We start from the raw sequence: 23336 nt of genomic DNA on the forward strand, positions 1-23336 counted from the left end.
CACCCTGTTTATTTTGCTGCCTGCTTAAATGACGCCTCAAGACTGGCTAACGGGTCTGTCTGTTCCCCATCAACCACAGGATGCCAGCGTAAGGTTGCATCCTGAATTGAAACATCGACACCCTGAGAGCCATACAACGCCGAAACTATCTGTGCAGCCTGATAATCCCCACGAACATCGCCTATCGGAGAAATTCGGTCGTATTCAGCCCACATCATGAGTTCATTTGCGCTCATGTGCTGGCGCAGCTCTGATAATGTTCGCCCCATTCGAAGAGCTAACATCATCAGAAACTGCATACCGGGACTAGCTACTTTTTTTTAATGGCGTCTGCGTTAGTAATTAACTCAAGTGCCTGCTTTAACAGACGGGAATGTACCGGCCCGTAATGAGCTACCACATCTTCCGTATCATCAACCGTGAAAACGGGTTGATAGCTTTCATCACACAGAACATCAATAAACAATGTCACATCAGCGCGAATATCACGAAGCGCCTTTTCGGGCAGAGATAATTCATCCTCTTTGTCTTCTTTGACAATTTCACGCCAGCGCAACCAGGCTTCACCTGACGGCTCCCGCAAAATGACTTTTGCACCTTCCCATTCAGGAACGTCCGTTTCCATATGACGAAAACCCGACAATGGCGATAACGCCAATGATTTAAGTGATTTCTTTGCCATGGGTTAATTATTCCTCTCCACCGGGTTCTACTGGTGCATTGATTTCAACCGGTTTCCCTTTCAGACGAAGCGAGAATGTTGCCGCGACAACACCATTCGATTGCGCATCCCAGGTATGTTGACGAACTTCAGCAAGAAAGTTATAGCCATTACCGGATGGAAAAATGATTTTGAAAGCATAAACGCCGTCAGTGTCGTACGCAGTACGTAAAACATCCTGTGCAGCATTACGGAAAAAGTTACCGGACAGACTAACTTCAGAAGCGGCTGCCAGACCGTTAATATTTTCCTGCTCTTCAGAACACAGCGTTGTAACGTCAATATCCTGTTTCTGCCCGGCGGTGAAACTGGCTTGCTTTAGCGCACATTGCAAAGCAAGATAGACTGCCGTCAACATTGTTTCTTTTGTGGCAGGAAGAGAAGAAACCAGTATTTGAGTACCCTGGGATTTTTCAAACAAAGCGGCCATATAGCCTCCATAATAAAAAACTCGCTCAGGTGGCGGGTTTGGTTGCAAGTAAAGTAAGTTAATCGATTATCTGAGCATCGAGTGTTGCCCGATAGAGTCCAGTTTCAGGATCGTATCCCTGAAGAAGCTGCTGATTTGTGAGTGACAGAGAGGATAGCGCATTAATCACCTTCTCCCTTATCGCCCTTGATTCGGCTAATGTCTTTGAATAAACATCTATCTGGAGTGAATTCCATTCCTCAGCCGTTCCACATAGAACATCCGCAGGATCCTGCGAAATAATAGAGAAAATGACCCAGGGTGGTGATACCGCTGGCTCACCGGCTGCATTAAGTTTCACCACATACGGATACACTTTTTTATCGGCTAAGTCGGCAATTCGTGAATACACATCAGCTTCTGTCATTTGCTCAGAACCTCATCAATAGCCTGATTCATTCGGCGCATGGCTGCATCTGTGGCTTCCTGAGTCTTTGCGTCAAACGATGTCCGAATAAACGGAATAGGCGCCATTTTCACCGTACCCAGTTCAACAAATCGCCAGTAATAGGCATTTCTTGGGCTATTAGCCTTCACCTTGCTATTACTGTTATTCCCCTTCGAATTGGTTCCCCGGATATGGATACCGGATGATATTTCTCCGCGTTGCTTGCCTTTCTGTGTCACAACTACAATATTTCGTTTCAGCTTCCCAGTCTTCTCCGGGGCTCTTCGCTGAACCTCATTTTTAAAGACTTCCGCACCCGATCGGGTGGCATCACGCAACACTTTGTTATTTTCCGCCCGGCTTAATAGTTCCAAATCTTTTGCTATATCATTCAAAGCAGAGAAATCCAGATTAATATCAATCACCGCTTTACCCCCTGCTTGCAGAAAATTTCAAGACGAGTACATTTAGCATTGGGAATAGGTTGACCAATAATATCAAGTACAATCCCCTGATAAGGACCAGCCCGGCACAATAAACGGGAAGACGCAGTAACATCAGAACGGTGGCGCATCCAGACACGGATCGTGGCTTCGGCCATTTCGGCACCTGCTGAAATCAGTTCCCTGCCGCTAATACCTTTTGTTTCCGCTGACACGGTATCAATATCAAACCATTCCTCTATTTCCTGCCCGAACTCATCACGGATAGTGGTAAAGTTCTGAATAGTCACCCGATGCCTAAACCGTCCAGGCTCCATGATTATTCCTCCTTATCAACAGTGCCGCGCCAGTTCCGGCAGTTAAACATCAGCGATTCAGCTATAGCGTTACTATATAGCTGTATTTCTGATTGCTCCGTTCTGTGCTCAAATAGATCGCCAAATACCAGAAGCGTGGCTGAAATAATCGGTGCCGGAATATCAGCCGCTAATTTCCAGCGGGGTTCATCACACCAGCGTAAACAGTAATCAAGTGCAGCCTGAGCATATATTTTTATCAGTGCGTCACGATCAGTAACATCAAGTTCAATATGCTGGCGTAACGTCTCAATATCTATTACATCAGTAACAATAATCGCCATGGTTACTCAGGGCGGTGTATCGCCGCCCCCTTCGTTGATTATTTGCCAGCAGGTGGTGCAGCAAAAGAACCTTTAATCAGCGCCTGTGGTCGATAATGAGCCAGAGCCACACGCTCTTCACAAAGAATAGTCAGCATGTTTTTAACGAAGTTATCCCGGTCTTCCCGGCTAACTTCAATGGTGGCATCCATGCGATCCCAAACCTGAGACGCCAGATCGAAACCACCAACCGTAAAGGTTCCCTTTTCTTGTGCTCGCGTTGGAACTACGGGTAATCCCCACATGATGTTGCTGGTAAATGCCTGCGGACCACCAAAAATATAACGCCCGTCACCATCTTTTAATAATGCAATGGTATGCCAGTCACGCGGGTTAAGAATAATACCGGAGGCGCTAAATTCTGATTCAGTCACCTGATAGATAGCATGGGCTACCATATCGGCCATGGTGTCACCAGTAGCATTCAACTCGGTATCATACGCGGTCGCTACGGAGTTAATACCCGTTAGGTTATCACCCGAGCCATCACCATTGAGTAACTGGTCTTCTTCAGCAAGCGCTAAACCATATAACAGACGGTTGTTAACATAGGATTGCAGCATCGGAGCATCATCCATAACCTGACGGGATGCCTGAACCCAGTGAGCAATCGTTTTAACGTTCGCCGTTTCCTTTTCGAATGTCATATCTGACTCAGGCTTCAGAGCCTTCTCTTTTACCGGTTTAGCATTATTGGTAAAGAGTTTTTCACGTACGTATTCAAGAGAATTGCTTGAAATCCGGCCCTGCGCTAACAGATCACGGATGACCAGACGGCGCAAGCCAGGTGCAACAATGCCCGGTACCTGCATTGGTTGAATCAATGAGCCTGCCGATGCCGCATCACTACCCAGAGATTTATTGAAGGTTTTTGCCTCAAAGATCCCTGTACTACCATTCCATGATTTAGTCAGTTCATCTGCTGCACGCTCAGAGAATGATTTACTTTGCTCCGGATTATCAGCACCGGTTGCACCTTTCTGTTCGAGATCAAACAGGCGGGTACCCGCTGTTTTTAATTCCTCCTGAACTTTTGCCAGATCATCTTGCAAAGCCTTTGAAACACGGCCTGTTTCTTCAATTTCTTTTTTCTGCGCATCGAAAAGCTCTTTGACCTTGTGTTGCGAGTCTTCAATGGCTTTCTGAATTTTTTCTAAATCAGACATAACGATTTCCTGTATTAAAGATAAAAAGAGTTAATCTGCTGAATAATTGAATCAATTTCAGCGTTAGGTGGGTTGCCTTCGGACTCGCTCCGAATTGCAGATTTGAAGCGGGAAATAAAACCCATTGCTTCAGACTTAGATAAACCAACTGAATCCCTCAGCCAGCTTTCAATATCACGGACAGTTTCAATGCTCTCAATGGATTTCATTGCAGACACGCCTGCCAGCTCATTAGCTGGGAAGGTACACACGCTGATCTCTCTTAATGCGGCAACGTTCTTAAAAATACGTCCACCACCGGGAACAATGGAGTAATCGTCCTTGCTCACAGAAAAACCAACAGACATTCCCTCAACAGTGCCATGCTGCATGGCGGCTTTCAGATCCAGAGCGCCACTATGATCAGGTGTTAGCTGTCCACGGACATAGAGCCCCTTGCTGTCTTCCTGTAAAGCATCCCATTTACCAACCGGCAGATCCCATGTTCGATGATTGAAGAACATAGCCACTTTTCGTGTCTGACTTTCCAGCGCATGTTTAAATGCGCCCGGTAAAATGATGTCACCATCAGAATCCACATTGCTGAATACAGCGGCGTACCCCTCAAAAATGCCTTGTGAACCATCCCCGGTGAACTTAATTTCTGTCTGGTCAAACGACAGTGTTTTATTAATTTCTGGCATATTGCCCCCATAAAAACTAAGCCCCGCTTTCGCTAGGCTCTTTGCTCATTCCGAGATCCGTTATTGGTACATACTGCGCCTGTCTCATGGCAACATCGCCACCCGGCAAAGGAGGATAGTTATCCAGTCGGCGCATCTCATTGATGGTTCTTAATCCAGATTCACCCATTGCCTTCATGAAGGCGGCGCGAGAAGTTGAATCACCGCGTAACAGCCCATCAAGGTTATGTTCAGCGTGAAGCCTCCCGACTTGATCCGGCTTTAATAACCAGCGCTGAATGCTGTTTTCCCATCGGGAAATATAAGGTTGCAGTGTGTACTGAAGAAACCCCATATTCTGTTGCTCAATACCTGTTCCCCAACTGGTGGACTTTTCAACATCACCAACCAGATGCGGAGGCACGCCAAAGAATCTAGCCAATTCACTGACCTGAAACTTACGGGATGCCATAGTTTCCGCATCTTGTGGGCTAACACCGATATCATGAGTAGCAAAGTTAGCTTCTAAAATCCAAAGCCGTTTTTTAACCGGGCCACCTGAAATCTCCCGGAAGTTATCTTCTAACTGAGCGCGTTGTTCTGTGGTCATCACCCGGTCACCCGTCGTTAATATCTTCGGTGACTTCGCCCCGTTCGCATAAAATTCCCGTTGCTGATCTTCCATGGCAACAGCCACACCCGCAGATTTACAGGCATGAGCAATCGGTGAGAGTCCCACTAAGCCATTAAACCCAAATCCTTTAAGGTGAAAAATTTCACGCTGAGGAAAGTTGGCGTATTCGGAGTCACGCTGATAACGGTAAACAATCCTCTTACCTTCCAGCCTGACATCCATGTTGGCGGAGAGAAGCGGGAGCAAGCTAATCACATCACCGCTGGCATTTCTTTCAACCAGCGCATACGCATTGCCATAAAAACAAAGCTGCATCGTCATGGCTTCGCGAAATTCCTGTGCGGTCATATATTGATTTGGGGAATAGCGTAGTAATCTGGCCAGCGGATTATCCATGCCCGCCTTCTGTCGGTTATCCCCTTTATCCGTTTCAAATACATCCAGTGGCAAGCAAGCGGTAAGCGTAGAAATGAGCGATACGCAGCGCCAGACAGTGGATATCTGTAAAATGCGCTCATCAGTGACTGAAGAATCCCCAAGACTGCCAGAGGCGGAAACGGGGCCTGTCTGAGAACCCTGATTCGGTGTAACAAGTCGCCCACCCGCAAACCACGATACTGCCCGGGCCCACCAGCCGTTATTCGTTCGCAGATCGATACTGTAATTCGTTTTATCTGTCATCACATGCTCAACGGTTTAGATAAGAAATCATCAATGTCGCCCTCTTCTTCAACGGCATCACCATTTGAAGCGCCCATTGCCATAGTCAGTGCCACCATGCCATCCATGCGGCCTGTCGCTTTCGATTTATCGAGTTTTCGGTTTGATGCGGCATCCTTGATCGTCACGGCATTCTGGGCACACATCGTTAATACCGGATGCATGCCATGCCGTAGCCGTCCATTCAAGAGATTCTCCTCCAGCGTATCGAGCGCCGGTGCCATATCCTTAAACCCCTGACCAAACGGGATTAACGGAAGCGTCAAATCTGCCGATTCAGCCGATTTGCGTAATATCTCGATCCGCCAGCGGTCAAAAGCGATAGCATCAATCTCAAACTCCAGCAGGATGTTGCCGATATCATTAACAACAAAATCGTAATCGACCGTGACGCCCGGCGTAGTGCGTAAAAAGCCTTGTTTAACCCAGACGTCATATGACACCCGGTCTGTTTTGGCCCTTTCGAGTAATGTTTTTTCAGGTGTCCAGAAGTACGGGTAAACATTCCAGAAGCCATCTGCTGACTGGCCGACTATCACAAAGGCTGTGAGGTCTTTTTTCTCGGATAAATCAAGCCCAGCAAAACAGGTTCCCGTAATAGCCAGAGGTGCTTCACCGCATAACTCCCACACAGACCGAGAGACAAACGGCGATACGACAGAAACTCGCTGATTCAAGTTAAGGTTCCGAAATGTATTCTCAAAGCTCGGCATCCGGCCAGCTTTTTCAGCCTGCCGGGACATGTCTTTTTCCGATCGGAAAGTCCCTAAGGCCGGATTAGCTGACAACCATGTATCACGAAGGGAGATATCAGCATCTTTATCTGCTTCATAGACATGACAGACAATATGCGGATCCTTTGACCTTACGGCATCATCAATCCAGATACTGAGTAAATCGGCATCGTTTGCCGCCTGAGTGCTAATAACAATGAGAAGCGGGTTTTCATGGGCACCCTGTGCAGTAGTGATAGCATCAATGAAATCATCCTGAGAACCGCGCACCTGTCCGGTTTCATCCAGAATAGCCAGAATTGGGGAAAGACCGTGCGTTGTCTTTCCTTCAGCAGACAATGCCTTGTATTCAACATTGCAAGGCAATCCAATGAGACGCTTACCGCTGGGAATAATGTGAACAATTTCCTGAAGTTCAGGGTTCAGGTTAATCATCTTCACTGCCAAATTGAAAACAATCGAGGCCTGTTCTCGACTCATTGCTCCGCTAACAATCTGTGAATTTTGTACCGCTTCCGGCCCCACAAGATGTGCAAGCAGAATACCTGCTATTAATCCTGTTTTTCCGTTTTTACGGGCGATACTCAATATCGCCATATCGGTACCGGACGGATTATCGTAAATATCCAGAATGAATTTTTTCTGAAACGGGTCCAGCTTCATCGGCTGTCCCAGCAATTTACCTTCCGGCACAATGCAATAACGTTCAATGAACGCTATTACGCGCTCACCTCGCGTCATAATTTCCTCTTAACCGTGTTTTGGAAAGGCAATCAGATTATTGTTGGTTTCAGGCGATACGTGTTTATCCGCAACAGTACGGGCATCTTTATCGTTCTGGTTTCGTTTTCGCTGATCACGACTTTCACCGTTGGTCGCATGCGAGTGGATTTGTAGATCACGGCGTTGGGCGAGGATTGTCCGCTGTAATTCGACAATCTGTTTGCGTAAGTCCTTAATCAGCGATTCTTCCCGCGCCTCACCTTTTTTTCGTTCCTCTGAGCGCAAATCCTTACGCAATATCGTGATATAGAGCTGATTATTTGCCAGTTCAGCAGCCGCCAGTAAATCAGACGGCGACCAGGAGTCCAGTGCTTTTGAACGGATGTTGTCATGCCAAAAAGGGAGGGCTTTTTTTTCTAAGCCCGCATGCGCTGGGGGTTGAATACTATCCTCCGTTGCATTTTTCATGGCCTGAATCGCCGCCGTCGAACTGTCGGAACGTGTTCTTTTTGTAGCCATTGGGTCATACCTTAGAAACTAAAAAAATCGGGTTAGCGTTAAATCTGAGTTTAGGCTGCGGTCATTTAGAGCAAACATTTTGAACTTTTTGACCGCCCCCACCCCTTTATTGAGAATTATTATCATTTAAACCAATGAGAATTTGGATCAAGCGGCATACCGTTAACATCACACCCGATGACCACATCACGCTTCTCCATACGTTGCTTGGTTGAATCATGATGCTGCTTACAGAGAGGCTGCCAGTTCTTCTTATCCCAGAACAATACCTGGGCTTTAGAGATTACTTCACGGCTACCTGACTTCAATGCTTCTTTCAGTTTATGTGGTTTGATGTGGTCAACTACTGTTGCTGGTTCAGTCCTTCCTTGTTGACTACACATGACACACAACGGATGGCTACGAAGGAAAGATAACCTGGCCTTGTCCCATCGGCTGTTATATATGCGTGGTTCTTTCATCTTTATCCCTGCAATGGAGTTATCAGTATTCTTCCGCCACGGTTACTGTTAGACCGCAATGAGAGGCATTACCCTCGGCGTTACCTGTTATTGATTAACCCTACCCGCTCACATGAAAGGAGCACCCTATCAGGGCATGGTCATAGCTAAGGCGGGGAGACTGCGACAGGCTGCGCTTAGTATTGTTAATCATTCAGAGCCAGGTGGATTCTTTTTTGGTTCAGGCCCATTCAGTGGTTGATAGCCACCAGTTATTACTTCAGCTCTAAAGCACTTATTTGCTAACCAGTTAAACTTGATGAGTGCCGCAATAACCAATACCCATTTCAAATGTTGCTTAATGGATATTTTGTAATTTATGCTCCCTATTGCCATTTCACTTTCCTTCAGGCGTAAAAAAGACCGCTTAGCGGCCTGATTAGAATTTTGTGCTGGATTGTGTGATATAACCCCGGAAACTTTTGAGAACACCTGATACCAATTCAACATGTTTATGCTGAATTAATCACACCATCACCACTTTCCACAGTATTTTATATAATCCAAATTGACAGTTATAACAGTTGTTATTATTGTTCTGCGGCGTGTTCATGCACGCTACTAAGATGAAGCTGTAAAGCTCGCATAACAATAACTAAACTGCCTGCCCCCTTCTCTTAGCCTCCTTGGACGAGGGGACTTTTTGCATTCAATGCCAGCCTCTCTTTGCAATCATCACACCATCAACTATATTTATTATGTGGTGCCTATTCGGGATCATGTCTGACATCTGAACCTCTTACCCCTCAATTATTTCGCATGGGTGATTGAGGGGCTTTTTTATGTCCCTTACCATCTCCACCGTCCATAGATATTTCCTCATTGAAAGTTAAAAAACTTGTATATAAATATATTGTACATATACAGCATTTTTATGCTGCGCCGATGAAATTAAAGAGTCAATAGCACTGCCTGAAGGATGGGTGTATGATATAGATTGACTGTAATAAATTGATAAATATGTATTTAAGGTAAGGAGACTCCGTGAAAAAATCTTCTGTCGTCCTGTTATGTACCGCGCTGACTATAACTACACTGATAACCACTGGTTGCACCCCGAAGACAAGCGTTGAGCGTCACGCCCGGCAGTATGTTTATGCGGTTGGTGACGACGGCCTCGACTCTAATTTTTATGTCAAGGAGGCCGACAACATCCGGTCGATGGTGTCGTTCTTCCATCAGTTCCGGGACATGGGGGTAAAAGACAAAACTACAGGCCTGTCCCGTGACGATGCGATGAAACGGGCCTCTCTGTTCCGCAGTGAGGAATTTCTGAAATCCATTCAGTCAGTGCAGGTGTTTGCGGGCAGGACATACGCGAACAGCAGTACCCCCTCCCCGAAAAAACTTAAGGCGATGGGAGACGCGATTTCAGCAACATATATGGATGGTTATGAAGGGAGGCCGTGATGAGTCGGCGTCATATTTCACTGCATAGTTACCAACTGAGCGACTGAGTTGTCAAAATTTTGGTGGCTTCCGGCTTATAACCCCCAAATAAGCCCAGTAAGTTGAGCTATACATTTCGCCGGTTTCCCACCGCTTCTCAGTAGTGGTAACTAACTTGCTGTAGTTACAGCCATTAAGAATGACCACCTCCTATTGAGATAGACAAACGTTTTTAATGTAGCCTTGTAGGTACTCTATCTTTGCTCTGTCTCGGATGATTCCAGCTCGGATATCGAAAACAGCTTGTCCAGAAGCACCAGTGAGTTCGACACTGGCATCATCGCCCACGCTGCCGGTTGAGGTGGCTGGACACTTGGCTTTGATGTACAGCTTGCGATTAGCAGTGGCAAGCTCATTACGAAGACGATTGTTTTCAGATTCGGATGCATGAAGTTTCTCCGTTGCGCGTTTATCCAGTTCAGCAGCTTTATTCTGCTGTGCCTGTATTTCGTCGATAGTACTGTTTGCTGTGTTCAGTTCGGCAGTTAGCGCTCTTTTATCTGATTCAAGAAGCGAGATACGTATCGAAAAGAGATACCCGGCGGCAGAAAGCAAAGCTGCGGCAATTAAGCCAATAACAATCTCTCTTCCGGTCATGATTTCTCACTCCATAAACAGACTTCACGCTCAATCTCCCTACGTGTAATCAACCCTTTCCATCGTTTACCGCCAGCATACGTCCAGCGTCGTAGCTCATTGCATGCTCCGGCTGTATCACCTGAGTTTAATTTCTTCAGTAGCGTTGACCGCTTAAAAGCACTAGCGCCAACGTTATATGTAAAAGAGTAAAGCGCAGCCTTCTGTGAGTCAGTGGTTTTCACTTTGATAAGCGGATCGACAGATTTCTGAACTGATGACAAGTCTTTCTGTAGCAACCATTCACACTCTGCTTTTGAGTATATCTTACCCAGAATAATATCTTTCCCTGTATGCCCGTAGCAGACCGTCAGAACGCCAACAACATCACGGTAAGGTTTTGCCTCGTAGCCTTCAAAATTAGCTATTAGTACACCAGCTATTGCCATGACTCCACCCACCATTGCCATAGATAGCTTGTTTCGTAAGACTTCGTTCATCAGATATCCTTCGGCGCTTTGCTCATGATTTGGGCTGCCAGTGTTGCTGCCGCTGATGGATTCGCTGATTCAGCTCTGTTAACTAAATGCTGGAACAGTGCCGTTCGTTTCTTTTGCTCATGCCGGTTCATCATGTAGGTCATGATACCCAGCGCCATACTAAAGGCCATGCCGATGATAAACCCCCACTCATACAAGGTCAGGCTGGCGAAAAATGCTGTTAACCCGGCACTCCCGTAAGTGGCATTCGTGTATTTATCCATACGCATTTGCACCTCCATTGGAAGTGTCCGTTATTCGTTAAATTTAAAGAGAAATGATTATCCTTTACCCGGATGAGACATAGTGATATCTTTTGATATCCTATAAATCAAAAGGATAATCGTCATGAGCACATATTCAGATTTATGGCACGTCATCATTTCCAGAGTTGCAGACATTAGAGGTATTGCTCACTCAAGCATTGGTTTTAAAAACTACGATAACGCCGATACTGTTAAGCTATATCTACGAGCTGCTCAGATTTTCACTCTAGAGCTAATACTGCATATTCACCGTTCAAAATATGGAACAAAATTTGAGCCATTAAACGGGATCAAAGCACTCCATCATTTAATTTTCATGAAAACTAAATGGAGAATTGAAGATATCGAAAAAATGTCTTTAAACCACTGCTTGCTGGCTCTGCAAGAGGACATCCGGATAGATAAGCTACCGGCTGATGCTCAAGAATATCTCAGTTATCTGCCTGATTATTCTCTAACGTTTGATGGTTTTCTTGATAATGAGTGGGCTCCTGGGGAAAACTCAACTTTCCTTCATGATATTCAGGTTGATAATCACTTATAATCAAGTCAAGCTCTCCGAGCCGTTCTATCAGTTCGGCTCTTTCGTTTTTCAATTTCATATAGTAGGACAAGGCTATATGCTGCCGCTTCAACCATTCAACTAACTCATCTTCGGTTAAATCGCCAATACAAATGTACTGCTGAGTATTTTTCATACGAATGCCTCTAATAGGATTAGCCCTCAGTCGTTTTCTGATAGATGAGGGTGTGTTGGTTTTGACTGGGGCTAAAATGAAGAAGCAGCTATTAGATCTTGGCCTAGGAAACTAAGGGGTCTAATAGCTGCCGGTGACTCAATTTGACACGAAAAAGCCCCAACGATTAGGCTGGGACTCTGTGGACGCAACGCCACTCTTCTCGCTACGCATTTTTTAACTTCTCTACGGTTGACTCGAAGCGCTCTGCCTCAAGTTCAACCCCTACACCTTTTCGACCAGTCTGTTTGGCTGCTAATAAAGAATTACCGCCACCAAGAAAGAAATCCGCTACCACTTCACCAGGTCGCGAACTGGCATTAATGATATCAATCATCATTTCCAGCGGTTTTTCGCATGGGTGTTTGCCTGGATAATACTGTACCGGCGGATAATGCCATACGTCAGTATGTGGTACTTCTTTCCTTACTGAGAACGGTCGCCTTAAATCTTCATATTGCTGTTTTAAATCAGCATACTCAGCAACTAATTCATTATGCGGAACCGATATCAGGCAGTGTCTTCAAATAGATTAAACAATCGGCATTCACCAGCGTTAAATCACTAAATTCAATTTTTTCTATAGTCATGTCTACCGCGCTTTTGTAGTATAACGCCCGTTCATGCATGAACAGTGGGCCTTGGTTTATACTCATGACTAGTGCTGTGGGTATAGATGTCCGCCAGTAGCTCTAACTACTGGTGGTCGCCCATCTTTGAGATTAAGAAGAATGCCGTAGGGTTATCCCTGCGGCTTTTTTTGTGATAAATCCGCACTAAACAGGATTTATGAGAATTTAGGCAATAAAAAACCCCGCCATTTCTGGCAGGGCTTAAGTATGCTTTAGTGGTGTATAGATAGACTTTCCCACTATTTATACAAATTACGCCACTTTCGGACAAAATGCAAGTTTGTGATAAAAATATTGTATCCGTCTCTATCACTATTTTGTTATTTTCTGAAATTCATCTGCCGCCACACTTTCTTCTATGTCGCACTTAGTCACTAACAGGTCATAAAGTGGTTTCCAGTTTCTGCGCCATGTTCTTTCATTCAGTTCTGGCAATAATGCTGTAATCGCCCTGTAAGCTACCGATGACGGCATCCGGCTATATCCCTTTCCGCCACAACGTTCACACCCTTTAATGACCGGCGCACCAGCATCCTTTGTTGCATCTCTATCAATCGCTTTCCCTGTGCCTTTACAGTTGCGGCAACGTTTATATATTACTCCTTTCCCGTTGCAGGGCTGGCAGAGTTCACGAACGATTTCACGTTCAATGACTGGTGGTATTTTCTCTTCACCATCAGCACCGATGTACCCGGGATACTTAACAACATCCCGCCAAACTTCTACAGTCCCTTTTCCATAACAACTGTGACATGTCACACTGGCACCTGCTGAGTGAGAATATTCCTCATAAGCGAGAGTGGCCAGAATCTGCATACAACGAGCCATTCGACGGCCAGCAACTTTACCCACCAGCTTTGGCGCTTTCTGGTAAGCGTACTGAATTAGCTCATGGATGGCCTTTTTCTTATCTTCAGTGCTAATCCCTGTTTTACCCAGGAATGCAGATATACCGAAACTCGCCTTTGCTTTTGTCATCCCAATAGCAGCCATGACATCAGTTCCCGTAAGACGGTCTGCTGACGTTCCATTAGGCGTGTCAGTGATAGTCATCCCTTGTGGGCTAAAGTGCTTTAGCGAAGATTCCAGTTTCATCAGCCACACTCCCCCACCAGATTGAGTATGATTGCGTCAGTTAACTCGCCGCGATCCATAAAGCGTTCTTCTTCCAGTATCCATTTACACACATCGATTGCTTCCTGTCGTGTAATTGGTTTAATTTTGGGGAGCAATGTTTCAAGGTATTCTTCACGATCATTCACATGGCAACGGCCTCCATCGGCATATTCATAGCCAAGTTCTTTTTCGGCGCTGTTGCGCATGGAGTAAAGCCAATCCCAGTATTGGAATTCACGAACAACATCAGATAAAGATGATGGTTCTGGTAGCTGTTCAACGAAACCTTTTGATATAGACTTTCTCTGCATATCAATTTCATTGCAGCGTTCTCCCTGTACACATTGCGCTGCGATTTCTTTCTTCGTCCAACCCCAGCATGCACTATAGACATCGCTTAATTCACCAACCAGCATGAGTTTTTCAGGAGGCATGTTCTCTAATGCAGCATCATAGTTACCAAAATAAGACCGTACTGAACAGGCATTCTCAATATTTTGTTTTGCTCTGCTGATATAACTCTGTGGGTTATCCATTGACATCGTACCAAACGCAATTTGGAATGGTGCAGCGCCAGATGCCATCAAATAATCAGAGTAACGCTTCTGAGCCTCTTTAGGCGTTATCTTTAACTTACTCAACGCTTCTTCTGCGGCATCTAAATGTGCCGGTTCATTAGTATTTATAACCTCCAGAACCCACAAATAAGCGTCGGTCTGCTTATGTCCAGTTATCTTACGTTGAGGAGGTAAAGGTTTTACTGTTGCTATCGCGGTGCTGTGAGAAGCTACAGGGATAGAAAATAATACTTTATGCTTTAAGTTATCTGTACGCTTCATGCTGCTACCCTCTTTGTAAAAGTTAATTCTCGGACCTGATCGCCGTTAATCAGAAGATCGTTAAAATCTCCGTTATCTCCCCAACGGACACTTACCTTAACTAAATCATTTCTTACCGTAAGATTACTGTGTGCACATGCAAAAGCGGCAGAGTGCCCAGTAGCTGAATGCGGGTCCATATCAGCAAAAATAATTAAATGTTTTACTCCGGTTGGAACACGGAATTTCTCCATAATATTAGCGTTCATTACAGACCATGTGTTTACACCATAAATCTGTTTGCATGACAGCGCGGTTTCTATCCCCTCAGCAATACCTAACGTTGACGCAGGTGGAAACATTCGGATTGCAATAGAATTTGCATAGCTCAGATAACTATCCTCCTGCAGCGCTTTCATTTTTTTAGGGTGGTCCACGTTCGCTTTTTTATCACCATCCAATAACGTGCGATGTAAATAACATAAGGCCCCTTTGTCATCCGTAGCCAGTGAGTAAATGGCCTGATACGTTTTTCCGTTAGCGGGTTGATTGTCACAGTAGCGAATATGTTCAAGGGGCAAAGAGTGGATCCCGCGCAAATTAAGATAAGATTCTGCTGGTGTTCCTTTTAAACTCAGTAATGACGAAAATTTATGGCTAACCCATTTACGTAAAGATGAGCGATCATCCCTTTTGGGATTTTCAGAATTTTCCTTGATATATTCATTACCGATGATTTTATCGACTTCACTCGCTAGAGTTTTAAAGTCTTTCCCCTGAGTAAGCTCAAGTAATTTCCAGCCATCTCCTGCATTGCATTTACAAATAAAGGTTCCACGTTCATCTTTATTGTCAATTCGGAATGAGCCTTTAGATCCGCAGATAGGACATTCGTCGCCATAATGCCGCCTGCCTGTAACTTGGGGTAATTTGTAATGCTCAAAAACTTCTGGCCATCTTCCTATCACTGCCTCTGTGGTCTTCCTTCGGGTCATCATTGTTGCAACCCTCCGATACTCCGGATCTGCCTAAGAGCATCTCTGGACTCTAAGATAGTACTGATACCACTCAGGCTCATTTGAGGTTCACTTTCTCCCTGCTGTTTCTGTTGTTTTTCCCGAACTTTTGCATAGGCGATAAGTTTAGATTTAATGAAGTTACTTACTTCCGGACCTATTTCCTGCGGATAATCCTGTAACCCATTAGGCCATGTTCCAAACTTACTTTTATAGGTATGTGCACACCAGCCATCACTAACCGGTTTCCCTTGCGACAATCGCTGCCTCTGGTAATACTTAATTTGTGACCACCAGCGCTGCTTATCTTCTTTGGTGTACTTCCGTTCCTGTTTGCTGAATTTCTTTAATCCGCGACTGGTATCAACATCAACATCTTCACCAGCTAAAGGTTTATGCCCGCATTTAGGACAAACATAAACGCCGGCAGGCTTCATGTAGTGGCACTGGCTGCACTCCTTTGGTAATTTTTCAATTTTTTCTGTACGTTCCTGCGCCCTGCTATCTTTCATGCCATCACTTTTGTTTGGCAATTCGCCATACTCGATAGCATCAGGAAAGCCCAGGCGATGAACAGAGCCACTGTGATCGAAGATAAGGCATGTATCTTTATCCGGCGCTGTACGTAATCCACGACCAATAGTTTGTAACCAACGAATTTCTGATTTAGTTGGCCTCGCATAAATGACCGCCCGAACATCACTGTCGAACCCTGCCACCAGCACGCCGACATTGACGATAATCTTGGTTGCACCCTGTTCAAATCGGTGAATGATCAGTTGACGTTCATCATGTGGCGTTCCCGCTGTCATCACCTCGGCAGCAATACCAGCCCGATTAAACTCAATCGTCACGTAGTTAGCATGGCGTACATTCACGCAAAAGCAGATTGTCGGGCGATCCTGGCCGTGTTCCAGCCAGTTACGAACGATGTCACCAACCAGATCCGCACCACTCATAATCTCCGCTAGTTGTTCTTCGTTATAGTCAGAACCATACTCGTTACTACGGTTACTCTTTACCCCTTTCAGGTCAGGCATGGAGGGAGCAAAGAACTCATAAGTGCTCAAATCTCCACGGTTGATTAATTCCTTTATGGTGGTAGGTTTAATTAGCTGCTGGTAATACTGGCCGAGGAATGACGAAAAAGGTGTACCGGACAAACCAATCACTTTCACTTGCGTTTTTTCAGTCAAATATTTAATGACCTCCAGCAGCTTCTTCCGGCGTAAGTGAGCTTCGTCGATAATCAGCAAATCGATGTTATCGGGAAAGTCACGACGGATGAGCGTATCGGCAGAAGCAATCTGAATCATTCGCTCTGGATCGTAATTTGGATGGTCACGCCAGATATACCCGATTTCATCTTCCGGAAGCCCGTACTGGATAAACCGGTCTGAGGTTTGTGTAATCAAAGTCGTGTAAGGCACCACAAACATAACCCGCATTCCACGAGAAACATGTCCGTCAGTGATAAAGCTCGCCAGACCCGTCTTGCCACTTCCTGTCGGGCTGTAAACCATGAAAGAATTATATTGCTTCCAGTCACGGCGCAGCATGTTTAATGCCCGTTCCTGTGCGAAATTAGGCGTGATAGTCAGCATAGATGCCCCCTACTAGCACTGAATGCCACTTGATGGCATAATCATATTCGAATGAAATGTTCATCATTTCTTCTCTCCCGCAAGAACCGTTTCAGTATCACTCGTCAAAGTTCCCTGATTCGGTTTCTTGCCCTCTACCGGTTCAAATGTTGCCGCTACAGACATTCCTTCCTGATGTTTACTGGCTGCGTTCAGCCGATACTTCACATTCCGATCAATCGTTTTCTTTCCTGCCGTCATGAACAATGCGCTGCTCTTACGGTTTGAATGCCCCTTCCATGCCCCTTCCGGGTTTATTTCAAACAGGTTCCGGTGACGGCTAACCACGTGACCAGACTTCTTCAGTGTTGTTAATGCCCGATACAGAGTTGCCTGAGAGATACCAAGGTCAGAGATAATTGAGCTTAAATCCGTCACTATCGCCCCGCTGTTACGATCCATGTTCTTAACCAGATGCAGATACACCCTCGCGGCTGAAGCCTCACCGTCACGTAACAACCCATCAATAAATTCAAACCCAGTGTCATAAATCATTGCGAAGTTAATCTGCTTACCTTTCATCAGCGGTATTTCATCGATAATCTGTTTTGCTGATTTTCCGTCCACTGAACACCTCTTTATAACTTATTGTTTTTTCTTGCTTTCTCATACATGACCGATTTCCTTATCATGGGTGAGAAAAATACACCTCTTAACTTGTTGTTTTTTAACGATTCGCGAAAGTCCCCTTATCTATGTTCTAGGAGGTTGAGTATTCTGTGACTCGATCCGGTGTTGACCTTGACCTTTGTTTTCATACTTAACTACATGGAAGTCATTAACATTTTCACTTTGCCAAGTGACACGGCCCAAAACGGTGATCGTTGTAATATCCAGTCTCGGACTTAGCAGCCCTGCTGCTGGCTGGTTCCTTTGGCTTGGTGCCCTTTAAACACAGGGGCTGGTATACATAATCCATCACTGGCACCAGCGTACTTCTCAACAAATTCCCTTAATCGCTTATTAGCTTCATGCCTGGCGCGATTGACTTGCTTATAGCTGATCGGTTCAGCATCGAAAGCAGCCTGATAAACCTCTGCGTACTTCACTGCAACCTTGCGCCTGACGGTCGGCCTAAGCTCCATCAGTTGCCCCTGAATCCATGCCGCATCCTCAGGGCAATAGGCTGCCGGCATGATCGCGCTTAGGTATGCTTCTCTGTGCATGGTTGGTTGTCAGGGTGAGGGAAAACAGACGGGATATCTGGCCGCAGCTCATAAGGTTTAACCACACCACCAACGGCGTTAGAAATAGCAACGGCGTTAACGGGCGAGATCTTTTTAAGCCCACGAACCCACTTCCAAACAGCGCCTTGAGTAACGCCAACTTTTTTTGCCAAGGCAGTTTGTCCACCAGCAATATACACAGCCTCTTCAATAGGTGTTTTTGTGTAAAGCATAAATACTCCTTAATTATTTGGGTTTAATTTAAACTTTTGGTTTTTATTTTGCAAGTAAAACAGTCATTGACACTTAAGTACCATGGTTGTAATTTAAGCGGATTATTATTGGAGGATTATGCAGATGAGTTTGACTTTGGCGCAACGCCTGAGGATCGCAATGGCTGAGGTTGGAATAACACAAAGCTCTTTAGCTGAAAAAGTAGGCGTTTCTCAAGCAACCATACAAAAAATTGTGACAGGAAAAACTACCAGAACAGTTTTCTTATTACCGATCGCAAAAGTATTAAATATTCGTCCTGAATGGCTTGAAAATGGTGATGGTGAGATGCGTGATAGTACCAATAACAAACCCAGAGATGGTGTGTCTGTATCCGAAGCGGTCGGTAGGCCAATAAAGGCATGGGATAGCTCAGATCCGCTTGAAGATGAGGAGGTAGAAATTCCTTACTACAAAAGCATTGAGTTAGCTGCCGGTAACGGGCGTTGTGAGAACGCAGACTATAACGGTTTTAAATTAAGATTCTCACGCGCAACCCTGAGACGCTATGGTATAGCACCGTCAAATACAGCCGCTTTTCCAGTACATGGTGACAGTATGGCACCAGTGATACCGAATGGTTCTACCGTCATGGTTGACCGAGGTAGCACCAATATCGTTGATGGCGGAATTTATTTCATTGAGCAAGATGAATTATTCCGGATAAAACTTCTTTATCGGCAACCAGGAGGGAAATTGATTATCCGTAGCTATAATTCCATGGAGTTCCCAGATGAAATAGCGGATATGGATACTGTAAAAATCATAGGTCGCGTATTTAACTCATCGACAATGTTAATTTAGCCCTCCAAAACCTACAGGCTGCTAAGTTTATAGCCCTGCCTCAACGCAGGGCTTTTTATGCCTGCAATTCCTCAGGTTTCGTAACACTCCCCACAATTTCATAACCTCACTTCAGATTCCATGACCGGGGATTAAAATATTTTCGAAATAAATTCAGATTAAAAACATAAGATTATCGCAAAACAAATTTAAATTATCGTTTTGTGGTTGATTTCAAAAAATCCAAACACTCATAAAAAACACCCAAAATCATAAAAAAAAACCTTTGACTTAAATTAAACCCTAGGTATTATTGCGTGTAATAAAAAACCCCAGCACACCACTTCGAATAGTTGCTGGGGTTGTAGGTCACAATAAACGGAGGGTCTATATGACCAGTGTAAATCATACCGCAAATCAGCATTCATTTGTAGTGGATGCCTGTCCAGTGAGATTACCCCTGTTCCGCTTTCGGTTTTGGGATACTCACACATCAACTTTATCACGACGTGAAATTATCGCTCCAGATGAACACTGTGCCCGCCAAATGCTATCTGGTGGTTTTCTACTGACGTTCTCTGCCCGTATTCGTCAGGGGGGGGCAATGACTGATATTTTTGCTCTGCACGATATCCTATCAAAGATAGAGGCACTTGCCGCAGCAGCCAGTTTTTTAACTGCCACGCAGGACGAACGAGATACTCAACTAGCCCTTCTTGGTCATATTGAAGATGCGGCAGGGAAAGCAGTTAAGACCGAAAAAAGCGAGGTGAATCATGCGTGAACATTCCCTTGATATCTACAACGAAACCATGGATCGCATTAGCGCCGTTATTGGCTACACAGGTACCTCAACTGAGAACATCTCTCGTGACCGCCTACTGCGGGTACAAAAAGGTCTGCGTCACCTACTTACCGAAATTATCCCTACAATCGAGGATGAACAACTACGGTTTGAGGTCTATTGCTGGGTTAGCTGTATTCACGATATCACTCGATGTGAGGAATGTGACTTAAAGTGGGAGACTGCTCATGCGTAAACCAATTACCTTAAATCCCGCCGCGTATAAAGCGAGTCAGTTAGACATGTTGATATTTACCATTGAAGAGGTTGCTCATGATGAGGAAGCATCAAAAAAGCTTGTGACACTGATATCAATTGCCGCTGACCTAATAGCAGAAATTAACGAGTCATTACATTCAGAGGTGTCACATGGATAACCGCGAATTAGCAATGAGCAAGGATAAAATCAGTGAGGCAAAGCTCAGAATTGAGAGGCTTCAAGTAGTTCTTGAAGTATGGGCCGATGCTGCCAGTGACAACAATGAGGCCTGTTTAGTATTCGCAGTAATGGATTTACTCAGCAATGTAAACCGTGCCTTGGAGGGTGGGAAATGAAAGATAACACCTTAACCATTACTGAAGTAGCCGTACTTGCCGATGAACTTCAGTCTCTATTGTGCATTTTATACGAGAAGGAAGACGTTACACCGGAATTCAACAATTGTATCGGTATTGCGTGGAAAACTAGCTGCCGGATATCTACATGGTTGGATAAGGAGAATGGGAAAAGTGACTAACTATGACCCTACTGTAGTAGCAGAAGAAATTGAAGAACTCACCGCAATGTTGGCGACACTGGCGCTCGCTACAAGTGATGATGGTGAGAGTGATTTATATTTCACCACCCGAGCGATGTTCAAAAAGGCCAGAGCATTGGAAGCCCAAATACACGAATGGTCTACAGATGAAATACTCCGGAGAAGCCGCAATGAAAAAGCAGCCTGATATTTCAGCGGAAGAACTTGTAGCGCAGCTCAAAGCTACCGGTATGCAATTACCAGCATGGATGACCGACGTAGACCACATAAAAAACGGTGAACCATTAACCCGTGAAGAATCACTGGAGTTTACAGAGATTTTCGTGGGTCAGCAAAGAGCTGTATTGGCACTGAGATACTTAGTGTCGTGTGGTGAGCGATTTGGTCAGCAATATGGCGGTTATGTGTTTAAGCATGACAATGTGATTATCCAGATCGATCAGAACATCATCGAAACCCTGCTACAGGCGCAGGTTGAATCAGCCATTTTAGAGCGCCCGGAAGCCGACGGTTATATCAGCGTTATGGAATTCTACATGATGAATGCGCAGAAGCAGGAGCAAGAGGGCTGTAACTGGCTGAATGATTTCATCGATGAATTTTTAACTGAAGGTTCTGCCCTGCTGCTTTCTGGAAATTTACAGCCACCGGCAGAATTACATTAAGAGGAATAACGAAAATGAAAAATCAATTGATGACATTTAAATCGCACGAACTGGGTATTTCTCTGAATGGAATGCTGTACCAAGGTAAGCCAGTATTTGTAGCTGTAGATTTAGCGGAGTCGCTGGGGTATGCGGATCCTCATGGTGCATTAACTAAACACTGTAAGTCCCTGATTAAACTAGATTCCGCCGAAACGGGGGAATTAGGTTTAGGATTCAGACCTAAAGGCATTATTCTTGCCTTAGAGTCCGATGCATATCGCCTTATTATGCGTAGCCACCTTCCATCCGCCGAACGGGTTCAGGACTGGGTTTGTGAAGAGGTTCTTCCATCAATCCGTGAAACTGGCAGCTATGGGCACCAACCTAAACCAATGTCAGAAATGGAAATGATTGCGGCTATGGCTGCGGATGCGGTTCGTCAGCAAAATCGCCTAATCCATATTGAAGACAAAGTTGCAGAGGTAACTGACCTGCTCGACGATATTTCTCGCGGAGCTACACCATCCGGATGGGCAGGTTATTCAGAACTTAAAGCCCAATGCGGACTATCTGATACTAAATGCCGACAATTAGTTGCTGCGTATGATATTGACCATAAGCCAATCCCCTTTATTGCTCCTGGTGGAACTAAATCCACAATGACAATAGTTCGTGAGCTGCCATTTATGACCGCATTCAGAAAACTGATGCATGAAGCTGAACCACGAGGTACCCGCTGGTATCACTCTAAGATGGGAATATTTCAAGTCATCGGCTGGGAGAAATAATCATGCAGCAATATATTAAATATATTGTTACTTACCTTGGTGATTATCCGTGTGGTCACAGACACCCATTACAGATGACAGTATCAGCGACTGATGCACAGGAAGCCATTAATAAAACAAATACAGCACTGAATGATGATCGGATTGATTCAACTAATCACTCGTTATTTTCCGTGCTCCCTAAAGATTATGGCGATGAGCTTAGAGAACTCGATATATGCCACAAGGAAAAATAACGCGCTAACAAATTAATTAAAAACTTTATTAATTAAATTTAATTACAGCTTAACGGCTGAGGAAAAACTCAGCCCAAATATGAGAAATACAAAATGGAAAAAGTTTCTTTACTTGAAAGAAGAAGAAAGGCTTTTATTGATTCTGTTTTTCATTATTTAAAAAGTAAAAGCAAATCCCCTTCCTGCATCAGAATTATAGAGGATGCGGAATATCAAATTGATTTGGATAAGCAGGTATTAAATAGCGCGTTACTCAACTTGTATGAAAACAAGGTATGTAAGGGATTAATGAAGATGTCTGATGAACAAATAATATCAGCATATGCAGCGCTATATACCAGAGACGGGAATATAACCAAAGAAGGAAAGGATTTTTTTGGTTATATCACAGAATTAATTGCAGAACGATTACATCAAAAGGCATTAGCTAATGAAAAAGATTAAACGTTACACACCTGATTATCATGTTTCATTGAGTCACGAAGGTCTATTAATGCGTGAAAGTGAAAATGGCGAATATATTAAGTATGAGGATTATGAATTATTGATAAATAAATCCAACTCATTAGAAGAGTTTAAGGTTCGCGTGAATTATTTATTAGAAAAGCATTTTGAAGATGATGAAGCTATCCGCAAATTGTCATTCACTCTCGGTTTAATTATGGGATTTACCAGTGAGGAAAATAACTAA

At 44.6% G+C, this 23336-nt stretch carries 36 protein-coding genes and 1 pseudogene; 12 read left to right on the forward strand and 25 right to left on the reverse strand.

Annotated elements, in window-relative coordinates; genetic code table 11:
- Window positions 1-8 precede the first annotated feature (8 nt).
- From EKN56_RS12590 to EKN56_RS12655, 14 genes and pseudogenes are all read right to left on the reverse strand, one after another.
- Window positions 9-299, reverse strand: coding sequence for a phage tail assembly protein T (locus EKN56_RS12590; RefSeq protein WP_185955874.1), 291 nt, complete (start codon window positions 297-299; stop codon window positions 9-11).
- An 11-nt stretch (window positions 300-310) separates the two neighbouring features.
- On the reverse strand, window positions 311-682 hold the full coding sequence (locus EKN56_RS12595) for a phage tail assembly chaperone (protein ID WP_130592095.1): 372 nt from the start codon (window positions 680-682) through the stop codon (window positions 311-313).
- Window positions 683-716: 34 nt separating this feature from the next.
- Window positions 717-1151 (reverse strand): annotated as a pseudogene (locus EKN56_RS12600) (phage tail protein); the annotation flags it as partial.
- Window positions 1152-1209: 58 nt separating this feature from the next.
- The gene (gene gp17 / locus EKN56_RS12605) at window positions 1210-1557 is read right to left on the reverse strand and encodes a tail completion protein gp17 (RefSeq protein ID WP_130592097.1); all 348 of its coding nucleotides are present in this window, start codon (window positions 1555-1557) and stop codon (window positions 1210-1212) included.
- Window positions 1554-2003 (reverse strand): HK97-gp10 family putative phage morphogenesis protein, encoded by a 450-nt coding sequence (locus EKN56_RS12610; protein ID WP_130592098.1) that lies wholly within the window; start codon window positions 2001-2003, stop codon window positions 1554-1556. The genes gp17 and EKN56_RS12610 overlap by 4 nt, the downstream gene beginning before the upstream one ends.
- Entirely contained in the window at window positions 2000-2338 is a 339-nt protein-coding gene (locus EKN56_RS12615) for a phage head closure protein (protein WP_130592099.1), read from the reverse strand. The genes EKN56_RS12610 and EKN56_RS12615 overlap by 4 nt, the downstream gene beginning before the upstream one ends.
- Before the next feature lie 2 nt (window positions 2339-2340).
- Complete coding sequence (locus tag EKN56_RS12620; RefSeq protein ID WP_130592100.1) at window positions 2341-2661, reverse strand: head-tail connector protein; 321 nt, start codon at window positions 2659-2661, stop codon at window positions 2341-2343.
- Window positions 2662-2699: 38 nt separating this feature from the next.
- Window positions 2700-3866, reverse strand: a complete 1167-nt coding sequence (locus EKN56_RS12625; protein WP_130592101.1) for a phage major capsid protein — start codon at window positions 3864-3866, stop codon at window positions 2700-2702.
- 14 nt (window positions 3867-3880) lie between these two features.
- On the reverse strand, window positions 3881-4549 hold the full coding sequence (locus tag EKN56_RS12630; protein WP_130592102.1) for an HK97 family phage prohead protease: 669 nt from the start codon (window positions 4547-4549) through the stop codon (window positions 3881-3883).
- 16 nt (window positions 4550-4565) lie between these two features.
- A complete protein-coding gene (locus tag EKN56_RS12635) occupies window positions 4566-5843 on the reverse strand; it encodes a phage portal protein (RefSeq protein ID WP_130592103.1) in 1278 nt (425 codons plus the stop codon).
- On the reverse strand, window positions 5843-7357 hold the full coding sequence (locus EKN56_RS12640) for a terminase large subunit (RefSeq protein WP_130592104.1): 1515 nt from the start codon (window positions 7355-7357) through the stop codon (window positions 5843-5845). Before EKN56_RS12640 ends, EKN56_RS12635 begins: the two co-directional genes overlap by 1 nt.
- Window positions 7358-7366: 9 nt before the next feature.
- Entirely contained in the window at window positions 7367-7858 is a 492-nt protein-coding gene (locus tag EKN56_RS12645) for a terminase (protein WP_130592105.1), read from the reverse strand.
- A gap of 122 nt (window positions 7859-7980) precedes the next feature.
- A complete protein-coding gene (locus tag EKN56_RS12650) occupies window positions 7981-8319 on the reverse strand; it encodes an HNH endonuclease (RefSeq protein ID WP_130592106.1) in 339 nt (112 codons plus the stop codon).
- Between the two features lie 189 nt (window positions 8320-8508).
- The gene (locus EKN56_RS12655) at window positions 8509-8808 is read right to left on the reverse strand and encodes a hypothetical protein (RefSeq protein WP_130592107.1); all 300 of its coding nucleotides are present in this window, start codon (window positions 8806-8808) and stop codon (window positions 8509-8511) included.
- Between the two features lie 534 nt (window positions 8809-9342).
- Here EKN56_RS12655 and EKN56_RS12660 point away from each other — a divergent pair.
- The gene (locus EKN56_RS12660; RefSeq protein WP_130592108.1) at window positions 9343-9768 is read left to right on the forward strand and encodes an Exc2 family lipoprotein; all 426 of its coding nucleotides are present in this window, start codon (window positions 9343-9345) and stop codon (window positions 9766-9768) included.
- Window positions 9769-9957: 189 nt separating this feature from the next.
- Here EKN56_RS12660 and EKN56_RS12665 read toward each other — a convergent pair whose 3' ends face one another.
- Genes EKN56_RS12665 through EKN56_RS12675 form a run of 3 tightly spaced genes read right to left on the reverse strand, consistent with a single transcriptional unit; the run spans window position 9958 to window position 11152 of the window.
- Window positions 9958-10404 (reverse strand): lysis protein, encoded by a 447-nt coding sequence (locus EKN56_RS12665; protein ID WP_130592109.1) that lies wholly within the window; start codon window positions 10402-10404, stop codon window positions 9958-9960.
- Window positions 10401-10883, reverse strand: coding sequence for a lysozyme (locus EKN56_RS12670; protein ID WP_130592110.1), 483 nt, complete (start codon window positions 10881-10883; stop codon window positions 10401-10403). The genes EKN56_RS12665 and EKN56_RS12670 overlap by 4 nt, the downstream gene beginning before the upstream one ends.
- Window positions 10883-11152, reverse strand: coding sequence for a phage holin family protein (locus EKN56_RS12675; protein ID WP_130592111.1), 270 nt, complete (start codon window positions 11150-11152; stop codon window positions 10883-10885). The genes EKN56_RS12670 and EKN56_RS12675 overlap by 1 nt, the downstream gene beginning before the upstream one ends.
- Before the next feature lie 118 nt (window positions 11153-11270).
- On the opposite strand from EKN56_RS12675, the gene EKN56_RS12680 reads away from it, so the two are divergent.
- Entirely contained in the window at window positions 11271-11732 is a 462-nt protein-coding gene (locus EKN56_RS12680; RefSeq protein ID WP_130592112.1) for an ECs1072 family phage-associated protein, read from the forward strand.
- Between the two features lie 359 nt (window positions 11733-12091).
- Here the strand turns inward: EKN56_RS12680 and EKN56_RS12685 are convergent, their stop codons facing one another.
- The 8 genes from EKN56_RS12685 to EKN56_RS12720 all read right to left on the reverse strand — a co-directional run bounded on the left by EKN56_RS12685 (window position 12092) and on the right by EKN56_RS12720 (window position 18549).
- The gene (locus EKN56_RS12685; RefSeq protein ID WP_130592113.1) at window positions 12092-12439 is read right to left on the reverse strand and encodes a site-specific DNA-methyltransferase; all 348 of its coding nucleotides are present in this window, start codon (window positions 12437-12439) and stop codon (window positions 12092-12094) included.
- A gap of 430 nt (window positions 12440-12869) precedes the next feature.
- The gene (locus EKN56_RS12690) at window positions 12870-13652 is read right to left on the reverse strand and encodes an antitermination protein (protein WP_130592114.1); all 783 of its coding nucleotides are present in this window, start codon (window positions 13650-13652) and stop codon (window positions 12870-12872) included.
- Window positions 13652-14512 carry a helix-turn-helix domain-containing protein gene (locus EKN56_RS12695; protein WP_130592115.1) on the reverse strand — a complete coding sequence of 287 codons (861 nt, stop codon included), beginning with the start codon at window positions 14510-14512 and terminating at the stop codon, window positions 13652-13654. The genes EKN56_RS12690 and EKN56_RS12695 overlap by 1 nt, the downstream gene beginning before the upstream one ends.
- Window positions 14509-15486, reverse strand: coding sequence for a DUF7146 domain-containing protein (locus EKN56_RS12700; protein WP_130593696.1), 978 nt, complete (start codon window positions 15484-15486; stop codon window positions 14509-14511). Before EKN56_RS12700 ends, EKN56_RS12695 begins: the two co-directional genes overlap by 4 nt.
- Window positions 15486-17111: a DEAD/DEAH box helicase gene (locus EKN56_RS12705; protein WP_130592116.1), complete on the reverse strand. Its 1626-nt coding sequence runs from the start codon at window positions 17109-17111 to the stop codon at window positions 15486-15488. Before EKN56_RS12705 ends, EKN56_RS12700 begins: the two co-directional genes overlap by 1 nt.
- Before the next feature lie 63 nt (window positions 17112-17174).
- Window positions 17175-17717: a replication/maintenance protein RepL gene (locus EKN56_RS12710; RefSeq protein WP_130592117.1), complete on the reverse strand. Its 543-nt coding sequence runs from the start codon at window positions 17715-17717 to the stop codon at window positions 17175-17177.
- A gap of 278 nt (window positions 17718-17995) precedes the next feature.
- A complete protein-coding gene (locus EKN56_RS12715; RefSeq protein WP_185955875.1) occupies window positions 17996-18286 on the reverse strand; it encodes a hypothetical protein in 291 nt (96 codons plus the stop codon).
- 8 nt (window positions 18287-18294) lie between these two features.
- Window positions 18295-18549 carry a transcriptional regulator gene (locus tag EKN56_RS12720; RefSeq protein WP_130592118.1) on the reverse strand — a complete coding sequence of 85 codons (255 nt, stop codon included), beginning with the start codon at window positions 18547-18549 and terminating at the stop codon, window positions 18295-18297.
- 124 nt (window positions 18550-18673) lie between these two features.
- Here EKN56_RS12720 and EKN56_RS12725 point away from each other — a divergent pair, with 124 nt between their 5' ends.
- The 10 genes from EKN56_RS12725 to EKN56_RS12770 all read left to right on the forward strand — a co-directional run bounded on the left by EKN56_RS12725 (window position 18674) and on the right by EKN56_RS12770 (window position 23336).
- Window positions 18674-19393 (forward strand): S24 family peptidase, encoded by a 720-nt coding sequence (locus EKN56_RS12725; protein ID WP_246019821.1) that lies wholly within the window; start codon window positions 18674-18676, stop codon window positions 19391-19393.
- A 370-nt stretch (window positions 19394-19763) separates the two neighbouring features.
- The gene (locus tag EKN56_RS12730) at window positions 19764-20156 is read left to right on the forward strand and encodes a host cell division inhibitor Icd-like protein (protein WP_130592119.1); all 393 of its coding nucleotides are present in this window, start codon (window positions 19764-19766) and stop codon (window positions 20154-20156) included.
- Between the two features lie 248 nt (window positions 20157-20404).
- Window positions 20405-20593 (forward strand): hypothetical protein, encoded by a 189-nt coding sequence (locus EKN56_RS12735; RefSeq protein WP_130592120.1) that lies wholly within the window; start codon window positions 20405-20407, stop codon window positions 20591-20593.
- On the forward strand, window positions 20586-20771 hold the full coding sequence (locus tag EKN56_RS12740) for a hypothetical protein (RefSeq protein ID WP_130592121.1): 186 nt from the start codon (window positions 20586-20588) through the stop codon (window positions 20769-20771). The genes EKN56_RS12735 and EKN56_RS12740 overlap by 8 nt, the downstream gene beginning before the upstream one ends.
- Window positions 20772-20945: 174 nt before the next feature.
- Window positions 20946-21161 (forward strand): hypothetical protein, encoded by a 216-nt coding sequence (locus EKN56_RS12745; RefSeq protein ID WP_130592122.1) that lies wholly within the window; start codon window positions 20946-20948, stop codon window positions 21159-21161.
- The gene (locus EKN56_RS12750) at window positions 21145-21639 is read left to right on the forward strand and encodes a hypothetical protein (protein WP_130592123.1); all 495 of its coding nucleotides are present in this window, start codon (window positions 21145-21147) and stop codon (window positions 21637-21639) included. The genes EKN56_RS12745 and EKN56_RS12750 overlap by 17 nt, the downstream gene beginning before the upstream one ends.
- Window positions 21640-21653: 14 nt before the next feature.
- Entirely contained in the window at window positions 21654-22409 is a 756-nt protein-coding gene (locus EKN56_RS12755) for a BRO-N domain-containing protein (RefSeq protein WP_130592124.1), read from the forward strand.
- A gap of 2 nt (window positions 22410-22411) precedes the next feature.
- Complete coding sequence (locus tag EKN56_RS12760) at window positions 22412-22645, forward strand: hypothetical protein (protein WP_130592125.1); 234 nt, start codon at window positions 22412-22414, stop codon at window positions 22643-22645.
- 93 nt (window positions 22646-22738) lie between these two features.
- Complete coding sequence (locus tag EKN56_RS12765) at window positions 22739-23089, forward strand: hypothetical protein (RefSeq protein WP_130592126.1); 351 nt, start codon at window positions 22739-22741, stop codon at window positions 23087-23089.
- The gene (locus EKN56_RS12770; RefSeq protein WP_130592127.1) at window positions 23076-23336 is read left to right on the forward strand and encodes a hypothetical protein; all 261 of its coding nucleotides are present in this window, start codon (window positions 23076-23078) and stop codon (window positions 23334-23336) included. The genes EKN56_RS12765 and EKN56_RS12770 overlap by 14 nt, the downstream gene beginning before the upstream one ends.

It is taken from the genome of Limnobaculum zhutongyuii (assembly GCF_004295645.1).
GTDB classification, from domain to species: Bacteria; Pseudomonadota; Gammaproteobacteria; order Enterobacterales; family Enterobacteriaceae; genus Limnobaculum; species Limnobaculum zhutongyuii.